Genomic DNA, 17,784 nt, shown 5'->3' with positions numbered 1-17,784 from the left:
GACGCCCCGCCCTGATTTCAAGGGACAGTTCAACGGATTGCCCAGGGACAACTCAAACCTGGATCACTTCATTGCCCGGCCAGACCTCCGCATGCGCCAGTTGCACCAGGGCCTGGCGAACCTCGCCAGGATCGCCGCACGGCGCGGGGAACGGCAGCCAGTGCAGGGCCTGGCCGATGCGCAGATGGAAACCTTCCGTATCGATTCCCGCCAGCTCCGGCGCCGCATCGTCCGGCAGACCGGCCAGCTCGACATAGTGCGCCACGGCAGTGGCATGGTCGCTGTTCATATGCCCGACCATGCCGCGCTCCACTTCGCCGACGAAGGGGTTGGCCAGCGGCACGCTGTCGGCGCCCAGCCAGTGGATGTCGCCGAAACCGCCGATGTAACGCCACTGCACCGGCTCCAGGACCCAGAAATCGAAGTCATGGACGATATGGTAGTCCCGCGAGTCGGGGAAATAACGGTAGTAACGCTCGGCAGCATCGGCGATGGCGTCGACGTCCTCGACCAGCAGCGCCTCGGCCAGCAGGGTCAGGCGGCCGGCGGCCTGGATGTCGTCGACCCTGCGCTCGCCGATGAGCAGCGAACACTTGCCGTCCATCTGCAGGTTATGGGTGTGCTGGGCAATACGGCTGATCAGGATCAGTGGCCGACCGGCCTGGTCCAGGCAGTACGGCACCACCGAGCCGAAGGGGAACCCCGGCCACTTTTTCGAGTGGGTGGAGAGGACCGCGCGGTATTCCTTGAGCAGTAATTCTCGGGCATGCTTGGCAGCTTTCACGCTCACCTTATGACTCCTCGCAAAGAATCCGTCGCAAACGGACGGGCAGGATGACTCTGTTCACAGCTGCCGGCGAGGCCTCTCACCAGAAACTGCTCGTGGGGTTCTTCACATGCAATTGAAAGACAAGGTCATCATCATCACCGGCGGCTGTCAGGGCCTGGGCCGCGCTATGGGCGAGTACCTCTCCGGCAAGGGCGCGCGCGTCGCGCTGGTCGACCTCAACGCCGAAAAACTGGACGAAGCCGTGGCTGCCTGCAAGGCCGCCGGCGGTGACGCCCGCGCCTACCTGTGCAACGTCGCCGACGAAGAACAGGTTACCCACATGGTGGCCCAGGTCGCCAGCGACTTCGGCGCCATCAACGGCCTGGTCAACAACGCCGGCATCCTGCGCGACGGCCTGACCATCAAGGTCAAGGACGGCGAGCTGAGCAAGATGAGCCTGGCCCAGTGGCAGGCGGTGATCGACGTGAACCTGACCGGCGTGTTCCTCTGCACCCGCGAAGTCGCCGCGAAGATGATCGAGCTGAAGAACGAAGGCGCGATCGTCAACATTTCCTCCATCTCCCGCGCCGGCAACATGGGCCAGGCCAACTACTCCGCGGCCAAGGCCGGCGTCGCCGCCGATACCGTGGTGTGGGCGAAGGAACTGGCACGCTACGGCATCCGCGTGGCGGGCGTGGCGCCCGGCTTCATCGAGACCGACATGGTCGCCAGCATGAAGCCCGAGGCCCTGGAGAAGATGACCTCCGGTATCCCCCTCAAGCGCCTGGGCAAGCCGCTGGAAATCGCCCACTCGGTGGCCTACATCCTCGAGAACGACTACTACACCGGCCGCGTGCTGGAGCTGGACGGCGGCCTGCGCCTGTAATCCGCCCGCCCCAATAAAAAGCCCCGCCATGTGCGGTAATGCTGTTCACTTAAGCATTTAGTGGACAATCGCGAGCTCCGATAAACCGATGCCAGGTGCTCTGGTATCGGTTTTTTGTTCCTTTTTCAGAGCCACAGAGGGAACAACCCATTCAAAATCTCCGCTTGAAGCGACCTGCGGAGCAAAGAAACGCCGCGATCCTGGCGAAGGAGTCGCGGCGTTTTTCTTAAGTGAACGGCATTACGCCATGTGCGGGGCTTTTTTTGGCTCTGCGTAGGAACGAGCTTGCTCGCGAACAGGCCCTTACCGACGTTGGGAGGTTCGCGAGCAAGCTCGCTCCTACAGGTACACGGCCTACCAACCCACTCCCAGCCCCAGCGTGTAACGACGCTCGTTGACGTCGCCGTCGTGGCCGCTGAGCTTGTCCCACTCGGCCTTCAGGCTCAGGGACGCCCAGGACGTCAGCTTGTAGCGCACGCCCGCCTCGCTATCGAGCTCGTAGTCCACGTTGGACGCCAACGGCTTGCTGACTTCGCCATTGGTGAACAGCTCGAACTGCTTGGCCAGCAGGAAGCGGTTGTAGTCCCATTTCACACTGCTGGAGTAGAAGTGGTCCTTCTCGTTATCGGTGAACTCGTAGTCGTTGCGGTTGATCAGGGTCGCCAGGGAGAACGCCCCCAGTTCGTTGTCCCAGAACTGGTAGCCGGGGCCAGTACCGACGGTGCGCTTCTTCTTCAGGTCCTCGACCCAGTCGCGCTTGTACTGCGCCTGTCCCTGCCAGAACCAGTGCTCGTCGAGGAAACGGTCCAGCGCATATTCGCCCGAGTAGTTGTTGGTGCTGACCGAGTCGTTCTTCTTCTCGCGGTTGTATTCGCCCTGCAGGTTGTGCCGCCAGCGGCCGTGGCGCGCATTGGTCTTGAAGTCGATGTCGTAGTCCTCGACATCGTTCTCTGCCTGCTTGTGGTCGAGGGAGAAGTCGACGTTGCCGTTCCAGACCCAGTCCTCGAGGATCGGCTTGGGCGGCATCATCTGCTCGATGCTGGCCACGTCCACCGTGCGCGGCGATCCGTTGACCAGGGTGACCTTGCCGGGGTCCGCCGCCTTGAGGCCCTTGGAGTGCTCGCCCGTCTCCTCGTCGTACTTCACCAGCAGGTTCTGGTCGGTTTCGAGGGTGGCGATCTGGTCGCCCTTCAGGGTGATGTCTCCACCGTAGCTGGTACTCAGCAGCAACTTGCCGCCGTCGTAGAGCTTGATCGTACCGGTGAGGCGATCGCCGTTCTTCAGCCAGACGGTGTCGGCAGCGGCGGAGAATGAACAGGTGGCAAGGACAGCAAACAGCAGGTTTCTGGACAGCATGAGTCAGGTTCAACGGGCTCAGTGGGCAAAAAGCCGGGCATTATCCAGATACCCGACACTGGAGCAACGACTGACCGGCCCCTGCCCAGGGAGTTCATCCGCACTGACAGATGGGTCGCCGATTCGGCCGGTCATTTGCCCGCCGCCGACATCCCGATATGCTGCCCTGCAAGCCGCGAAACGTGATCACGCCATGCCCAGACGCAAGACCGAATCCCCCGCCCCTCCCGCCGATCTCGGGCTGGAAAGCCTGCAGGTGCGCCGCGAGGCGATCTTCCTGGTGCTGGCCCAGGTGCCCGAAGGCTGCGTCGTCAGCTACGGCGAACTGGCCCGCATGGCCGGCCTGGGCCGCGCGGCCCGCCTGGTCGGGCGCATTCTCGGGCAACTGCCGGCCGATACCCGCCTGCCCTGGCACCGGGTCATCGCCGCCGGTGGGCGCATCAGTCTGCCGCTGGGCAGCCCCTCGGGTAACGAACAGCGCGCACGATTACGGGCCGAAGGAGTCAGAATCCATAACGATCGGGTGGACATACGTCGGCACGGCTGGCCTAGCGGCGAGCAGTCCTAGTAGAGTTCGCGATAATTTTTGACCTGCTGGAAAACAACCCCCATGAAAGAGCATTCCTGGCGAGAGGCATGGATTGCCTACAAGTCTCCCGCCAGCCTCGCGCTTTTGCTGCTGGGATTCGCCGCCGGCCTGCCGTACATGCTGGTGCTCTCCACCCTCTCGGTGTGGTTGCGTGAAGCGGGTGTCGCTCGGGAAACCATCGGCTTCGCCAGTTGGATCGGACTGGTCTACGCCTTCAAATGGGTGTGGTCGCCGATGCTCGACCAGTGGCGCCTGCCCATCATCGGCCGACTCGGACGCCGCCGCTCCTGGCTGGTGTTCTCCCAGGGCCTGATCGCCCTGGGCCTGCTCGGCATGGCCCTGTGCAATCCGCAAACGCACCTGAACTGGCTGATCGCCCTGGCGATGGTGGTGGCGTTCGCCTCCGCCACCCAGGACATCGCCATCGACGCCTATCGCCTGGAGATCGCCGAGAATACCCGCCAGGCCGCCCTCGCCGCCTGCTACATGACCGGCTACCGGGTCGCCGTGCTGACGGCCACTGCCGGCGTGCTGTTCCTCGCCGAATGGGGCGGCTCCAGCGCCCTGCACTACAGCCAGGGCGCCTGGGGCATGACCTATACGGTGTGTGCCCTGCTGATCCTGCCCGGTCTGATCACCACCCTGCTGATGAGCGAGCCTCCGGTGAACGTGCAGCCACAGGCCGGCAGCTCGGCCTTCGCCTTCAACCACCAGTTGTTCTCGGTGCTGCAGTTGCTGGTGCTGCTGATCTCCATACCGGCGATGCTCACCGCGCTGACCAACCAGGCCTGGCCGCGTGCCGCGCTCTACGCCATCTTCATCGGCATCTGCATGACCCCGCACGGACGCCGGCAGATCCGTCCGGTGCGCGAATTGCTGTCGAAAGTACGCCGCCCGCTGCTGCTCGCCGTGCACGGCAAGGGCCTGCCGCAATTCGATTTCGTCCACCAGGCCGTGTCGGTGATGGTGCTGATCATCCTGCTGGTGACCGGCACCGCCTTCTACAACATGGTCAGCGACGGCAAGTACTGGCTCGCCTCGCTCTACCTGCTGGTCGCCCTGAGCTGCATCTCCGCGCCGGGCCGCCTGCTGATGGCGCCGGTGCTCACGCCGATCACCGAGTTCGTCCGCCGCTACCGCTGGCAGGCGCTGCTGCTGCTCGGCCTGATCTCCACCTACCGGATGTCGGACACCGTCATGGGCACGATGGCCAGCGTGTTCTACATCGACATGGGCTTCACCAAGGACACCATCGCCACCGTCAGCAAGCTGTTCGGTGTCATCATGACGCTGATCGGCGCCGCCGCCGGCGGGGTGCTGATCGCCCGCTTCAGCATCCTGCCGATCCTGTTCATCGGCGGCGCGGCCTCCGCGGCGACCAACATCCTGTTCGCCATGCTGGCGCAGATGGGAGCGATCGACGATCCGCACCTCATGAGCCAGAACGTCTTCAGCCTGCTGAAGGTTCTCGAGCCGCACGTCACCATGCTGGTGCTGACGATCATGCTCGACAACTTCAGCGGCGGCCTGGCCACCTCGGCCTTCGTCGCCTACCTGTCGAGCCTGACCAACCTGAAGTTCTCCGCGACCCAGTACGCCATGCTCAGCTCCACCATGCTGCTGCTGCCGCGCTTCATTGGCGGTTACTCCGGAGCGATGGTCGAAGGCATGGGCTACGAACGGTTCTTCTTCTTCACCGCCCTGCTGGGCCTGCCGACCCTGGTGCTGATCGGCTGGCTCTGGCTGCGCAACCGTGGCGACATGACCAACGGCGCGCCGGACGAGCCGTCCGAAGCCCAGGCACATCCCAGCGCGGAACGTCACTGAGCCAACGAAAAAAGGCCGGCGAATGCCGGCCTTTTTCACGCAGCGGTGAACGCCTCAGTCGACATCGACCATTTCGCCCCTCACCACCTTCACCACGCGGTGCGGGAAGGGAATGCCGATGCCGTGCTTGCCCAGGGCATCGCGAGCGGTTTCGTTGAACAGGAACATCACGTCCCAGTAGTCGGCATTCTTCACCCAGACACGCAGGGACAGCGTGACTGCACTCTCGCCCAGGTTGCTCACCACCGCCACCGGCGCCGGATCGCGCAGCACGCGCGGATCCTTGGCCAGATCCAGGAGCACGGACTGGGCGCGCTTGAGGTCCGCCTCGTAATCGACGCCGACATCGAATACCACCTTGCGCTGCGGCTCGGCGGAATAGTTGGTGATGGTGCCGTTGGACAGCGCGCCGTTGGGCACGATCACCCGCTTGTTGTCACCGGTGCGCAGCACGGTATGGAAGATCAGGATGGTGTCGACGGTGCCGGACACCCCCTGCGCCTCGATCCAGTCGCCCACCTTGAACGGGCGGAACAGCAGGATCAGCACCCCGCCGGCGAAGTTCGACAGGCTGCCCTGCAGCGCCAGGCCGATGGCCAGGCCCGCGGCACCGATGGCCGCGACGAAGCTGGTGGTCTGGATGCCGATCATCGAGGCCACGCTGACCAGCAGCAGGATCTTCAGGATGATGTTCACCAGGCTGCCGACGAAGCCGCGCAGCGTGCGGTCGACGTGGCGGGAGGCGAGCAGGCCGCCGACCCGCGTGGTCAGGGTATTGATCAGCCACCAGCCGATCAGCAGCGTGAGCAGCGCCAGAACGATCTGTCCGCTGTAGGCGAGGACCACTGGCAGCCAGCCCTCGGCCGACTTCACCAGAGCGTCGTAATTGATATCCATGAATCGATTCCCCTTTTTTTGCGGGCCGGCAACGCCGCCGGCCGATTTCCGACTACCGGAAACGAAACCGCCATGACCTGGGTCATGGCGGCTTGAACCGGTACTGCGCCGTTACCTGAGACGGCGCAGTCCGACGTCAGGTTCCCTTCGCGTCAGTCGCGGAAGTTGTTGAACTGCAGCGGCATGCCCAACGACTCGCCGCGCAGCAGCGCGATGGCTTCCTGCAGGTCGTCGCGCTTCTTGCCGGTGACGCGCACCTGCTCGCCCTGGATGGCGGCCTGGACCTTGAGCTTCTTGTCCTTGATCAGGGCGACGATCTTCTTCGCCAGATCCTTGTCGATGCCCTCGCGGAAGTTCACTTCCTGCTTGACCACCTTGCCGGACGGGAAGGCATCCTTGATCTCCATGCACTGGCTGTCGATCTTGCGCTTGATCAGGCTGGCGCGAAGGATGTCGAGCATCTGCTCGAGCATGAACTCCGCTTCGGCGGTCAGGGTGATGGACTTGTCCTTGGCCTCGAAACTGCACTTGCCCTTCAGGTCGAAACGGCGGTCCAGTTCCTTGGCAGCGTTGTCCAGGGCGTTGGTCAGTTCGTGTTTGTCCAGTTCGGACACCACGTCGAACGAAGGCATGACATCTCTCCAGATGGACGGCGCGACCCGGTTCACAATCGGACTCGCGCCTGGCTTGACGATAAAAATGCGCGGTCATTATAACTGACCGGCAAGACTGCGCCCGGCCCCCAGTCCAACAAAGAACCGAACAAGTGCCGGCATTTCCCACCCGTTTGCGAGCCTTTCCATGCCTACCAACCATCTCAGCATCCTGGTGGTCGACGATGCCAAGTTCTCCAGCGCCATGATCGGCCGCGCGCTGAGCCAGGCCGGCTACCAGAACGTGCGTTTCGCCAGCAGCGCCAGCGAAGCGCTGCAACTGCTGGAACAGGAGCCGGCGAGCATCCTCCTCGCCGACTGGCTGATGCCCGAGATGGACGGCCTGGAACTGACCGCCCGGGTGCGCCAGCTCGACGAGAGCGGCGACCACTACACCTACATCATCCTGCTCACTGGCAAGGAAGGCGACAGCGCCCTGGCCGAGGCCTTCGACCGTGGCGTGGACGACTTCGTCAGCAAGTCCGCAATGAACGAGCAACTGGTGCCCCGCGTACTGGCCGCCGACCGCCTGAGCAACACCCTGCTGCGCCTGCTGATGGAAAACCGCCTGCTCACCGAGAACATCATCAGCCTGGAAGAACGCAACCTGGTGGACAGCGCCACGGGCCTGGGCAACCTGCGCTATCTGCGGCAGAAACTGGCCGACAGCATCCGCCAGGTGGAGTCGCGCGGCGGTGCGGTGTGCTACATGCTGATCGGCATTCCGGAACTGGCCGTCCTCGGACACCAGCATGGCCCGTCCTTCCACAACGAACTGCTGCATGGCGTCGCCCGACGCCTGCAACAGCTGGTGCGACCGCTCGACGTGCTGACGCGCCTGGACGACCAGCACTTCGCCCTGATCACCCTGCTCGAAGACCTGCAGGAGTGCTCGCCGAGCAGCTTCCGGCGCCTGCACGACGGCCTCAACCTCAAGGCCTTCAAGACCAGCGAGGGCTTCATCACGCTCAAGGCCGGTATCGGTCTGCTGGGCCTGGACGCCAAGGCGCTGCCAGTGGACGCCGAGCAATTGATGCAGCAGGCCCGCGCGCTGCTGCCCGATGCCTACGCCAGCGGACGAATCAACGCCAGCCGCCTGACCGGGCTGCGCTAGACTTCGCAGTAAGCCCTCGACGTTCGCGAAGTTCTCCCCATGACCTGGTACATCCTCGGCGCCGGCAGCCTCGGTTGCCTGTGGGCCGCCCGCCTTTTCCGCGCCGGCCTGCCGGTGCGCCTGCTGCTGCGCGACCGCCAGCGCCTCAACGCCTACCGCGCCCTGGGTGGCGTCAGCCTGGTGGAAGACGGGCAGGAAAGCCTCTATCCGATTCCGGCGGAAACCGCCGCCCAGGGCGGGCCGATCCAGCGCCTGCTGCTCGCCTGCAAGGCCTACGACGCCGAACCGGCCGTTGCCAGCGTCGCCGCACGGCTGGTCCCCGGCGCCGAGCTGATCCTGCTGCAGAACGGCCTGGGCAGCCAGCAGGCGGTCGCCGCCCACCTGCCTCGCGCCCGCTGCCTGTACGCATCCAGTACCGAAGGTGCGTTCCGCGCGGCGGATTTCCGCGTGGTGTTCGCCGGCCAGGGACAGACCTGGCTGGGCGACGAGTCCGGCGGTCCCGAGCCGGACTGGGTGACGGAACTGCGTAGCGCGCAGATCCCCGCGCAATGGAGCGGGGATATCCTCGAGCGCCTGTGGCGCAAGCTGGCGCTGAACTGCGCGATCAATCCGCTGACCGTGCTGCACCAGTGCCGCAATGGCGAGCTGGCGGCCCATCCGGCGGAGGTGGCCGGGCTCTGCGACGAACTGGGCCAGTTGCTGCACGCCTGTGGCTTCGATAGCGCCGCCCGGGAACTGCAGGGCGACGTCGAGCGCGTGATCGCCGCCACCGCCGCGAACTTCTCCTCCATGTACCAGGACGTTGCCAACGGCCGGCGCAGCGAAATCGCCTACCTGCTCGGCCACGCCTGCCGCGAGGGCGACCGCCTGCACCTGGCCCTGCCGCAACTGCGGGCGTTGCACGAGCGGCTGCGCGAGCATCTGCGCGCGCGCGGATTGCCCGACACCTGATCGCGGGCTACCCTGCCCGCCTCCCTGTTTCCCTGCGGTTCCGCCCATGCCTTCACCCCTGAACCTGCGCAAGCGCCTGGAAGACCTGCCTGTCGGCCAGAAGATCCTCGCCGCCCTGCTGGTTCTGCTGGCCACCGTCATGCTGGTCGCCAACCTCGCCTTCATCAGCGCGGCCTACTGGATCTCCCAGGACAGCGTGGCGCCCCAGGCGCTGCAGACCATCGGCCGGCTGATCGCCAACCCCGCGCTCAGCGAACCGGCCCTGGCCTCTCCCACCCAGGCCCAGGTGCTGCTGCGCCAGCTCGACGACTACCAGGCACTGCGCGCCGCCGCGCTCTACGACAGCGACGGCGAACGCATCGCCCAGACGCCCAGTGACGGCCCCGTCGCCCTGCCCGAGCGACTGGACCAACTGGAGCGCTGGCGTCAGCACGAGTACCGCCTCAACGCCCTGTTCGAGCTGCCCCAACCCGGCCGCAACAGCGGCTATCTGCTGCTGGTCGCCAGCAGCGAGCTGCCCGGCGCCTTCTACACCGGCACCCTGACCGCCAGCCTGGTGATCCTCGCGGTCAGCGTGCTGCTCTGGCTGCTCATCGCCCAGCAGATCCGCCGCCTGATCACCCGGCCGATCCGCAGCCTGGAAGAGCTCTCCCGCCAGGTCACCCGCGAAGAGAACTACGCCCTGCGCGCCGAACGCGGCAACGCCGACGAGATCGGCCGCCTGGCCGACGCCTTCAACACCATGCTGAGCCGTATCGAAGCCCGCGAGCAGCAGCTCAAGCGCGCCCGCGACGATGCCCAGGAAGCCGTGGAACAGGCCCAGTCGCTGGCCGAGGAAACCCGCCGCTCGAACCGCAAGCTGGAGCTGGAAGTCCAGGTGCGCAGCAAGATCGAGAAGAAGCTCACCGGCTTCCAGCACTACCTCAACAGCATCATCGACTCGATGCCCTCGGCACTGATCGCGGTGGACGAGCAGCTCTACGTCACCCAATGGAACCAGGAAGCCAGCCAGCTCTCCGGCACCAGCCTGGACGACGCGGTGAACCAGCCGGTGTTCCTCGCCTTCCCCTCGCTGAAACACTTCCTGCCGCAGCTCACCCGCGCCGCCGAGCAGCACAAGGTGGAGCGCGTCGAACGGGTTACCTGGGCCCTCACCGATGCCCCTCGCCACTACGCCCTGACCTTCTACCCGCTGATGGGCGGCACCGGGCGCGGCGCGGTGATCCGCATCGACGACATCACCGACCGCCTGGGGATGGAAGAACTGATGGTACAGTCGGAGAAGATGCTCTCCGTCGGCGGCCTGGCCGCCGGCATGGCCCACGAGATCAACAACCCGCTGGGGGCCATCCTGCACAACGTGCAGAACATCCGCCGGCGCCTGTCGCCGGACCTGCCGAAGAACCTGGAGGTCGCCGGGGAAGTCGGCGTGCACCTGGAAGACCTCAATCACTACCTGGAGGCGCGGGAGATCCCCAAGCTGATGGATGGCATCCAGTACGCCGGCTCCCGCGCCGCGAAGATCGTCACCCACATGCTCTCCTTCAGCCGCCGCAGCCACCGCCAGATGACCGCCTGCGAGCTGCCGGCGCTGCTGGAGCAGGCCGTGGAGATCGCCGGAAACGATTTCGACCTCACCGGCGGCTTCGACTTCAAGTCACTACAGATCCTCCACGAGTTCGATCCGCGCCTGGGCCCGGTGCCGGTGATCGCCAACGAGGTCGAGCAGGTGCTGCTCAACCTGCTGAAGAACGCCGCCCAGGCCATCCACCTGCGTGACGACGAGGAAGAAGGCGAACTGGGCCGGATCGTCCTGCGCACCCGGCTGAATCCGCCGTGGGCGGAAGTCCAGGTGGAAGACAATGGCTGCGGCATGCCGGAGAAGGTGCGCAAACGCATCTTCGAGCCCTTCTTCACCACCAAGGAAGTCGGCCAGGGCACCGGGTTGGGCCTGTCGGTGTCGTACTTCATCATCACCAACAATCACAAGGGACAGATGGAGGTGCAGTCCGAACTGGGCCTGGGCACCTGCTTCACCCTGCGGCTGCCCCTGGGCGCCGAAGTCACTTCCCCCACGCCCCTGCTGGCGGGCGACGACACGGAGCACTGAGTCATGGGCAACCGACTATCCAAGATCTATACCCGCACCGGCGACAATGGCGAAACCGGCCTGGCCGATGGCCGCCGTGTGCCCAAACACCACCCACGGGTAGAGGCAATGGGCGCCGTGGACGAGCTGAACAGCCATCTCGGCCTGCTGCTGGCCGGGCTGCATGAAGCGCGCAGCAGCGCCCTGGAAGAGGTCATCGGGGTACTGGCGCCAATCCAGCACCGTCTGTTCGATCTGGGAGGCGAACTGGCCATGCCGGAATACCGCGCGTTGAACGACGCCGAAGTGGAGCGTCTGGAGCAGGTCATCGACCGCTGGAACGACGAACTCGGACCGCTGAAGAACTTCATCCTGCCCGGCGGTTCGCGCCTGGTGGCCCTGGCCCACCTGTGCCGTGCCCAGGCACGCAACGCCGAGCGGCGCTGCCAGCAGCTCAATGCCGAGGAACCGTTGGAAGGTGCCGGGCTGCGCTACCTGAACCGGCTTTCCGACCTGCTGTTCGTCGCCGCCCGCTTCATCGCCCGACGCCAGGGCGTGGACGAGATTCTCTGGCAGGCCGCCGAAAAGCCCGCCTGATCAGGGAACCGACCTGTAGGAGCGAGCTTGCTCGCGAACATGCCGAGCTACGGTGCCGTACGGTTCGCGAGCAATAACGATGGCGTCCCCCTCGCGCCTACGAAGAGCCGTCAGTTCGGCGCTGGATCAGCCTTCCGTCTTCGGCCAGAACGCGCGGATACCCGCCACGCCCTGCGCGCCGACCTGCCAGGCACGCTCGATTTCCTGCGGGCCGACACCACCGAGCAGGAACACCGGCTGGTTGAAGCCCTCGATCAATTCAGCCGCGGCCTCCCAGCCCAGCGCCGGCTCGCCCGGATGGCTCTGCGTCGGCTGCAGCGGCGACAGGGTGACGAAATCCACCCCCATGCGGGCTGCCAACTCCAGTTCCTCGGCGCTGTGGCAGGACGCCGCCAGCAGGCGTTCGCGGGGGAACGGACGGCCATTGGGCGCGTACTTGCGCAGTTGCTCGGAAGTCAGGTGCCAGCCGGCCGCCGGGAAGTCACCCAGCCACTCCAGCGGGCCCTTGAGCATCAACTGTGCCTTGCCGGCGCACAGGCCCTGGACATCCACGGCCAGGTCGCGGTACTCCGGGCTGTACATGTTCGGCGCGCGCAGCTGGATCAGGCGAATACCACTGGCGACCGCGGCACGCACGCCCTGCACCAGTTGCGGGACGTCCAGACCGTCCGGGGTGATCAGGTAGCGATCCGGCAGGCGCGCGGCCTGCACGATGGGCGCGTTGGCCGCCGGGAACTCGTAGTCCGGCAGGTCGCGCGGGGCAACCCAGGCCAGCGGCTGGCCTTCGGCGCCGTGCGGCATGCCGGAAAAGGCGGAAACCTCCCAGACGTCCAGCAGCACGTGTTTGTCGCTGTAGTCATGCTGCACGCGGATCAGCGGGCGCGCCTGCTCGACCTCGATACCCAGCTCTTCCTTCAGCTCGCGGGCCAGGGCGACCGGCACCGCCTCACCCTCTTCCACCTTGCCACCGGGAAACTCCCAGAGACCGCCCTGGTGCTTGTCGTCCGGACGGCGGGCAATCAGAACCCGGCCATCGAGTCCGCGAATCACGGCGGCGGCGACATGTACTCGTTTCACAGTGCTACTCCTCAATCCGATTCAGGCAGGGCCCGCGCAGACGGGCATTCTACCGTCAGGATCAAGCACGTTCGACCATCGCCGCCTCCAGCCAGGGACGGAAGGTCGGCCAGGCATGGATCGCGTCGACATAGTTCTGCGCCTCGATGGGCAGGGTCACGCAGTAGCTGCGCAGGCGCGTGGCGACCGGCGCGTAGAAGGCATCGGCGATGCTCGCGTGGCCGAACAGGAAGGGGCCGTCCTGGCCGAACTGTTTGCGGCACAGGCTCCAGACTTCGACGACGCGAGCGACGTCCGCCTCCACCGTGTCCGGCACATCCGCCAGCGGCTGGTTGCGCTGGATATCCATCGGCATGTACGAACGCAACGCCATGAAACCACTGTGCATCTCGGCGCAGACCGAGCGCGCCAGGGCGCGGGCGGCCTCGCCACGGGGCCAGAGGTGGGCTTCGGGGAAGCGCTCGGCGAGGTATTCGGCAATGGCCAGGGAATCCCAGATCACCCCGTGCTCGCACTTGAGTGCCGGCACCTTGCCGGTGGGCGAGTGCTCGCGGATGCGCCGAGCGGTATCCACGCCACCCAGCGGAATCAGGATTTCCTCGAAGTCGGCACCGGTGAGCTGCATGGCCAGCCAGCCGCGCAGGGACCAGGACGAGGTGTTCTTGCTGCCGATGATCAGAGTGAGGGACATGGGCGCGATGCTCTTGAGGGTCGGTCAGAAGACCTTAGAGCGCGCGAGCCATGAAAACAAATTCCCGATTTTCATCCTTCGATGAAAATCGGGAATCGGACGTAAAGCTGCAAGCCAGAAAGCTCTAGCTTGTGGCTGGCAGCTTCAAGCTTGCCGCTGCTTTCAAGTGCGGTATTCCGCGTTGATCTTCACGTACTCATGGGACAGGTCGGTGGTCCAGATAGTCTCGCTGCAGGTTCCGCGGCCAAGGTCGATGCGAATGGTGATCTCTTCCTGGGCCATGACCTTCGCTCCCTGGTCCTCGGTGTAGCTGGCGGCGCGGCCGCCGCGGCTGGCGATGGCGACATCGTCCAGGTACACGTCGATCAGGCTCACATCCAGGTCCGGCACGCCAGCGCGGCCAACGGCGGCGAGGATGCGGCCCCAGTTCGGATCGGAGGCGAACAGCGCGGTCTTGATCAGCGGCGAGTGGGACACGGCGTAGCCGACGTCCAGGCACTCCTGATGAGTCGCACCGCCGTTCACCTGTACGGTGACGAACTTGGTGGCGCCTTCGCCATCACGGACGATGGCCTGGGCCAGCTCCATCGAGACCTCCAGCACAGCCTGTTTCAGCGCGGCAAACAGCGCGCCGGAGGCAGCGGTGATTTCCGGCAGCGCGGCCTGGCCGGTGGCGACCAGCATGCAGCAGTCGTTGGTGGAAGTGTCGCCATCGATGGTGATGCGGTTGAAGGACTTGTTCGCCGCGTCGCGCAGCAGGTCCTGCAGCACGGCCTGGGCAACCTTGGCGTCGGTGGCGATGTAACCGAGCATGGTGGCCATGTTCGGCTTGATCATACCGGCGCCCTTGCTGATGCCGGTGACGGTGATGGTCACGCCATCATGCTCGAACTGACGGCTGGCGCCCTTGGGCAGGGTGTCGGTGGTCATGATGCCGGTGGCGGCATCGGCCCAGTTGTCCACGGACAGGTTGGCCAACGCGGCGGGCAGCGCGGCTTCGATCTTCTCGACCGGCAGCGGCTCGCCGATCACCCCGGTGGAGTACGGCAGCACGGCGTTTTCCAGCACACCGGCAAGCTCGGCCAGCCTGGCGCAGGTGCGGGTAGCGGCGGCCAGGCCCGACTCACCGGTGCCGGCGTTGGCGTTGCCGGTGTTGGTCAGCAGGTAGCGCACCGGGCCCAGGAAACGCTTGCGTGCCAGGATCACCGGCGCGGCGCAGAAGGCGTTGGTGGTGAACACACCCGCTACGCTGGAGCCTTCGGCACAGCGCATCACCACGATGTCCTTGCGACCGGGACGCTTGATACCGGCGGAGGCGATGCCGAGTTCGAAACCGGGAACCGGGTGCAGGGTGGACATGGGGCCGAGACCAACAGCCATGTGACGCGCTCCTATCGAAACAGTGGATCAGATGAGAAAAACGCCGCGAGCGGCTAGGCCGGTCGCGGCGTCGGTATCAGGGTCGGGAGAGGTTATTCCACCTGACCGTGGCAGTGCTTGTATTTCTTGCCCGAACCGCAGGGGCACGGTTCGTTGCGGCCAATCTTCGGCTCGTTGCGCACCGGCTCCATCGGCACCACGTTCGCGGCGCCTTCAGGCTGCTCACCTTCTTCGTCGGTGGCGGTGGCCTGCTCCATGGACGGCGCGGCGGCATGCTGGAACTGCATGCGCTTGGCCATTTCCTCGGCTTCGCGGCGCAGACGGGCTTCTTCCTCGGCCGGGTCTTCGCGGCGAACCTGAACGAAGGACAGCACACGGATGGTGTCGCGCCGGACCGAGTCCAGCAGTTCCTGGAACAGGTTGAAGGACTCGCGCTTGTATTCCTGCTTCGGGTTCTTCTGTGCGTAGCCGCGCAGGTGAATACCGTGGCGCAGGTGATCCATAGTGGACAGGTGGTCCTTCCACAGGTCGTCCAGCACACGCAGCAGCATCTGCTTCTCGAAGGTGCGCAGGGCTTCGGCGCCGGCGAGCTCTTCCTTCTCGTTGTAGGCGGCCACCAGCTCGGCGAGGATCTTCTCGCGCAGGGTTTCCTCGTAGAGTTTCTCGTCTTCGTCCAGCCACTGCTGTACCGGCAGCTTCAGGGCGAAGTCGCTGTACAGCGCTGCTTCCAGGCCGGCGATGTCCCACTGTTCTGGCAGCGACTGCGGCGGAATGTGCTGGCTGATGGTGTTGCTCAGGGTTTCCTCGCGGAACTCGACGATGGTGTCGCCGATGTTTTCGGCCGCCAGCAGGCTGTTGCGCATGTGGTAGATCACCTTGCGCTGCTCGTTGGCGACGTCGTCGAACTCCAGCAGTTGCTTACGAATGTCGAAGTTGCGGCCTTCGACCTTGCGCTGTGCCTTTTCGATGGCGTTGGTCACCATGCGGTGCTCGATCGCCTCGCCCGGCTGCATGCCCAGGGCCTTCATGAAGTTCTTCACCCGGTCGGAGGCGAAGATGCGCATCAGGTGGTCTTCCAGCGACAGGTAGAAACGGCTGGAACCCGGGTCGCCCTGACGGCCGGCACGGCCACGCAACTGGTTGTCGATACGACGGGACTCGTGGCGCTCGGAGGCGATCACGTGCAGGCCGCCGGCTTCGATGACCTGCTGGTGACGCTTCTGCCAGTCGGCCTTGATCTGCGCGACCTGCTCGTCGGTGGGGGTCTCCAGCGCGGCGACTTCCACTTCCCAGTTGCCGCCCAGCAGGATATCGGTACCACGACCAGCCATGTTGGTGGCGATGGTGACCGAGCCCGGACGACCGGCCTGGGCGATGATCTCGGCTTCCTTCTCGTGGTACTTGGCGTTCAGTACCTTGTGCTCGATACCGGCCTTCTGCAGCAGCTGCGAGACGTACTCGGAGGTTTCGACCGAAGCGGTACCCACCAGGATCGGACGCCCCAGCGCCTGGCACTGCTGCACGTCGGTGATGATGGCGGCGTACTTCTCGTCCTGGGTCAGGTAGACCAGGTCGTTGAAGTCCTTACGGGCGACCGGACGGTGGGTCGGGATCACCACCACGTCCAGGCCGTAGGTCTGGCGGAACTCGAAGGCCTCGGTATCGGCGGTACCGGTCATGCCGGCCAGCTTGGTGTAGAGGCGGAAGTAGTTCTGGAAGGTGGTCGAGGCCAGGGTCTGGCTCTCGGCCTGGATCGGCAGGTTTTCCTTCGCCTCGATGGCCTGGTGCAGGCCCTCGGAGAGGCGGCGACCCGGCATGGTACGGCCGGTGTGCTCGTCGATCAGCAGGACCTGGTCGCCCTGGACGATGTACTCGACGTTGCGGTGGAACAGGGTGTGGGCACGCAGCGCGGCGTAGACGTGGGTCAGCAGGCTGAGGTTGTGCGCCGAGTAGAGACTCTCGCCCTCGGCCAGCAGGCCGTTCTGGGTCAGCAGTTCCTCGACGTAGGCATGGCCCTGCTCGTTGAGTTCGACCTGGCGGGTCTTCTCGTCGATGCTGTAGTGGCCCTGCTGGGTCACCTGGCCTTCGACTTCCTCGATGTGGCGATTCAGGCGCGGGATCAGCTTGTTGATCTTGATGTACAGCTCGGAGCTGTCTTCGGCCTGCCCGGAGATGATCAGCGGAGTCCGCGCTTCGTCGATGAGGATGGAGTCCACTTCGTCGACCACGGCGAAGTTCAGCTCGCGCTGGAACTTGTCCTCCAGGCTGAACGCCATGTTGTCGCGCAGGTAATCGAAGCCGAATTCGTTGTTGGTGCCGTAGGTGATGTCGGCGGCGTAGGCGGCGCGCTTCTCTTCCGGCGGCTGGAACGGGCTGACGATGCCCACGGAAAGACCGAGGAACTCGTACAGCGGGCGCATCCAGTTGGCGTCGCGGCGGGCCAGGTAGTCGTTCACGGTGACCACGTGCACGCCTTTGCCGGACAGGGCGTTCAGGTAGACGGCCAGGGTACCCACGAGGGTCTTGCCCTCACCGGTACGCATTTCGGCGATCTTGCCTTCGTGCAGGCTCATGCCGCCGATCAGCTGGACGTCGAAGTGACGCATGCCCATCACGCGCTTGCCGGCCTCACGGGCGACGGCGAAGGCTTCGGGCAGGATCTGGTCGAGGGTTTCCCCCTTGGCAACACGCGCCTTGAACTCTTCGGTCTTGGCCTTCAGTTGCTCATCGGATAGCGGGACCATCTGGGGCTCGAGTGCATTGATGGCCTGGACCTGCTTGGCCATGCGCTTCACTTCGCGCTCGTTCTTGCTTCCAAAGAGTTTTTTCAACAAAGGCGCAAACATATCGACTGGGTCATCCGAACTGGAGAATTGGAGGGCTGCCCGACTGGCTGGCCGCGGCGCGG

Annotated in this window: 14 protein-coding genes and 1 pseudogene; 7 read left to right on the top strand and 8 right to left on the bottom strand. The window is 65.1% G+C overall.

Going from position 1 to position 17,784, the window contains the following annotated elements:
- Positions 1-52: 52 nt before the first annotated feature.
- Complete coding sequence (locus ACYCAX_RS09605) at positions 53-790, bottom strand: HugZ family pyridoxamine 5'-phosphate oxidase (RefSeq protein ID WP_460247865.1); 738 nt, start codon at positions 788-790, stop codon at positions 53-55.
- A gap of 106 nt (positions 791-896) precedes the next feature.
- Here ACYCAX_RS09605 and ACYCAX_RS09600 point away from each other — a divergent pair, with 106 nt between their 5' ends.
- Positions 897-1,655: an SDR family oxidoreductase gene (locus ACYCAX_RS09600; protein ID WP_460247864.1), complete on the top strand. Its 759-nt coding sequence runs from the start codon at positions 897-899 to the stop codon at positions 1,653-1,655.
- Between the two features lie 354 nt (positions 1,656-2,009).
- Here the strand turns inward: ACYCAX_RS09600 and ACYCAX_RS09595 are convergent, their stop codons facing one another.
- Positions 2,010-3,011, bottom strand: a complete 1,002-nt coding sequence (locus ACYCAX_RS09595) for a DUF481 domain-containing protein (protein ID WP_015475898.1) — start codon at positions 3,009-3,011, stop codon at positions 2,010-2,012.
- 193 nt (positions 3,012-3,204) lie between these two features.
- Between ACYCAX_RS09595 and ACYCAX_RS09590 the strand changes: the two genes are divergently transcribed.
- Complete coding sequence (locus tag ACYCAX_RS09590) at positions 3,205-3,579, top strand: MGMT family protein (RefSeq protein WP_015475897.1); 375 nt, start codon at positions 3,205-3,207, stop codon at positions 3,577-3,579.
- A gap of 42 nt (positions 3,580-3,621) precedes the next feature.
- Positions 3,622-5,427 carry an AmpG family muropeptide MFS transporter gene (locus tag ACYCAX_RS09585; protein ID WP_015475896.1) on the top strand — a complete coding sequence of 602 codons (1,806 nt, stop codon included), beginning with the start codon at positions 3,622-3,624 and terminating at the stop codon, positions 5,425-5,427.
- A gap of 54 nt (positions 5,428-5,481) precedes the next feature.
- Here the strand turns inward: ACYCAX_RS09585 and ACYCAX_RS09580 are convergent, their stop codons facing one another.
- Both ACYCAX_RS09580 and ACYCAX_RS09575 read right to left on the bottom strand, forming a co-directional pair.
- Positions 5,482-6,324 carry a mechanosensitive ion channel family protein gene (locus tag ACYCAX_RS09580; protein ID WP_015475895.1) on the bottom strand — a complete coding sequence of 281 codons (843 nt, stop codon included), beginning with the start codon at positions 6,322-6,324 and terminating at the stop codon, positions 5,482-5,484.
- Between the two features lie 152 nt (positions 6,325-6,476).
- Positions 6,477-6,956 (bottom strand): YajQ family cyclic di-GMP-binding protein, encoded by a 480-nt coding sequence (locus tag ACYCAX_RS09575; RefSeq protein ID WP_015475894.1) that lies wholly within the window; start codon positions 6,954-6,956, stop codon positions 6,477-6,479.
- A gap of 115 nt (positions 6,957-7,071) precedes the next feature.
- Between ACYCAX_RS09575 and ACYCAX_RS09570 the strand changes: the two are divergent.
- From ACYCAX_RS09570 to ACYCAX_RS09555, 4 genes and pseudogenes are all read left to right on the top strand, one after another.
- Positions 7,072-8,091 (top strand): annotated as a pseudogene (locus ACYCAX_RS09570) (response regulator); the annotation flags it as partial.
- 39 nt (positions 8,092-8,130) lie between these two features.
- Positions 8,131-9,042 (top strand): putative 2-dehydropantoate 2-reductase, encoded by a 912-nt coding sequence (locus ACYCAX_RS09565; protein ID WP_015475892.1) that lies wholly within the window; start codon positions 8,131-8,133, stop codon positions 9,040-9,042.
- A 58-nt stretch (positions 9,043-9,100) separates the two neighbouring features.
- A complete protein-coding gene (locus tag ACYCAX_RS09560; protein ID WP_294971459.1) occupies positions 9,101-11,152 on the top strand; it encodes a sensor histidine kinase in 2,052 nt (683 codons plus the stop codon).
- A 3-nt stretch (positions 11,153-11,155) separates the two neighbouring features.
- Positions 11,156-11,728, top strand: a complete 573-nt coding sequence (locus tag ACYCAX_RS09555) for a cob(I)yrinic acid a,c-diamide adenosyltransferase (RefSeq protein ID WP_460247863.1) — start codon at positions 11,156-11,158, stop codon at positions 11,726-11,728.
- Positions 11,729-11,854: 126 nt separating this feature from the next.
- Here ACYCAX_RS09555 and ACYCAX_RS09550 read toward each other — a convergent pair whose 3' ends face one another.
- The 4 genes from ACYCAX_RS09550 to secA all read right to left on the bottom strand — a co-directional run bounded on the left by ACYCAX_RS09550 (position 11,855) and on the right by secA (position 17,722).
- The gene (locus ACYCAX_RS09550; protein ID WP_294971344.1) at positions 11,855-12,805 is read right to left on the bottom strand and encodes a Nudix family hydrolase; all 951 of its coding nucleotides are present in this window, start codon (positions 12,803-12,805) and stop codon (positions 11,855-11,857) included.
- Positions 12,806-12,866: 61 nt separating this feature from the next.
- The gene (locus ACYCAX_RS09545) at positions 12,867-13,496 is read right to left on the bottom strand and encodes a glutathione S-transferase family protein (RefSeq protein ID WP_460247862.1); all 630 of its coding nucleotides are present in this window, start codon (positions 13,494-13,496) and stop codon (positions 12,867-12,869) included.
- A 162-nt stretch (positions 13,497-13,658) separates the two neighbouring features.
- Entirely contained in the window at positions 13,659-14,876 is a 1,218-nt protein-coding gene (gene argJ / locus ACYCAX_RS09540; RefSeq protein ID WP_460247861.1) for a bifunctional glutamate N-acetyltransferase/amino-acid acetyltransferase ArgJ, read from the bottom strand.
- A 92-nt stretch (positions 14,877-14,968) separates the two neighbouring features.
- Positions 14,969-17,722: a preprotein translocase subunit SecA gene (gene secA, locus ACYCAX_RS09535; RefSeq protein WP_460247860.1), complete on the bottom strand. Its 2,754-nt coding sequence runs from the start codon at positions 17,720-17,722 to the stop codon at positions 14,969-14,971.
- Between the last annotated feature and the right edge of the window lie 62 nt (positions 17,723-17,784).

This window comes from Pseudomonas sp. MT3 (assembly GCF_054720805.1).
Note: the sequence above shows the minus strand (reverse complement) of the source record. Positions and strands in the feature narration are given on the sequence as shown.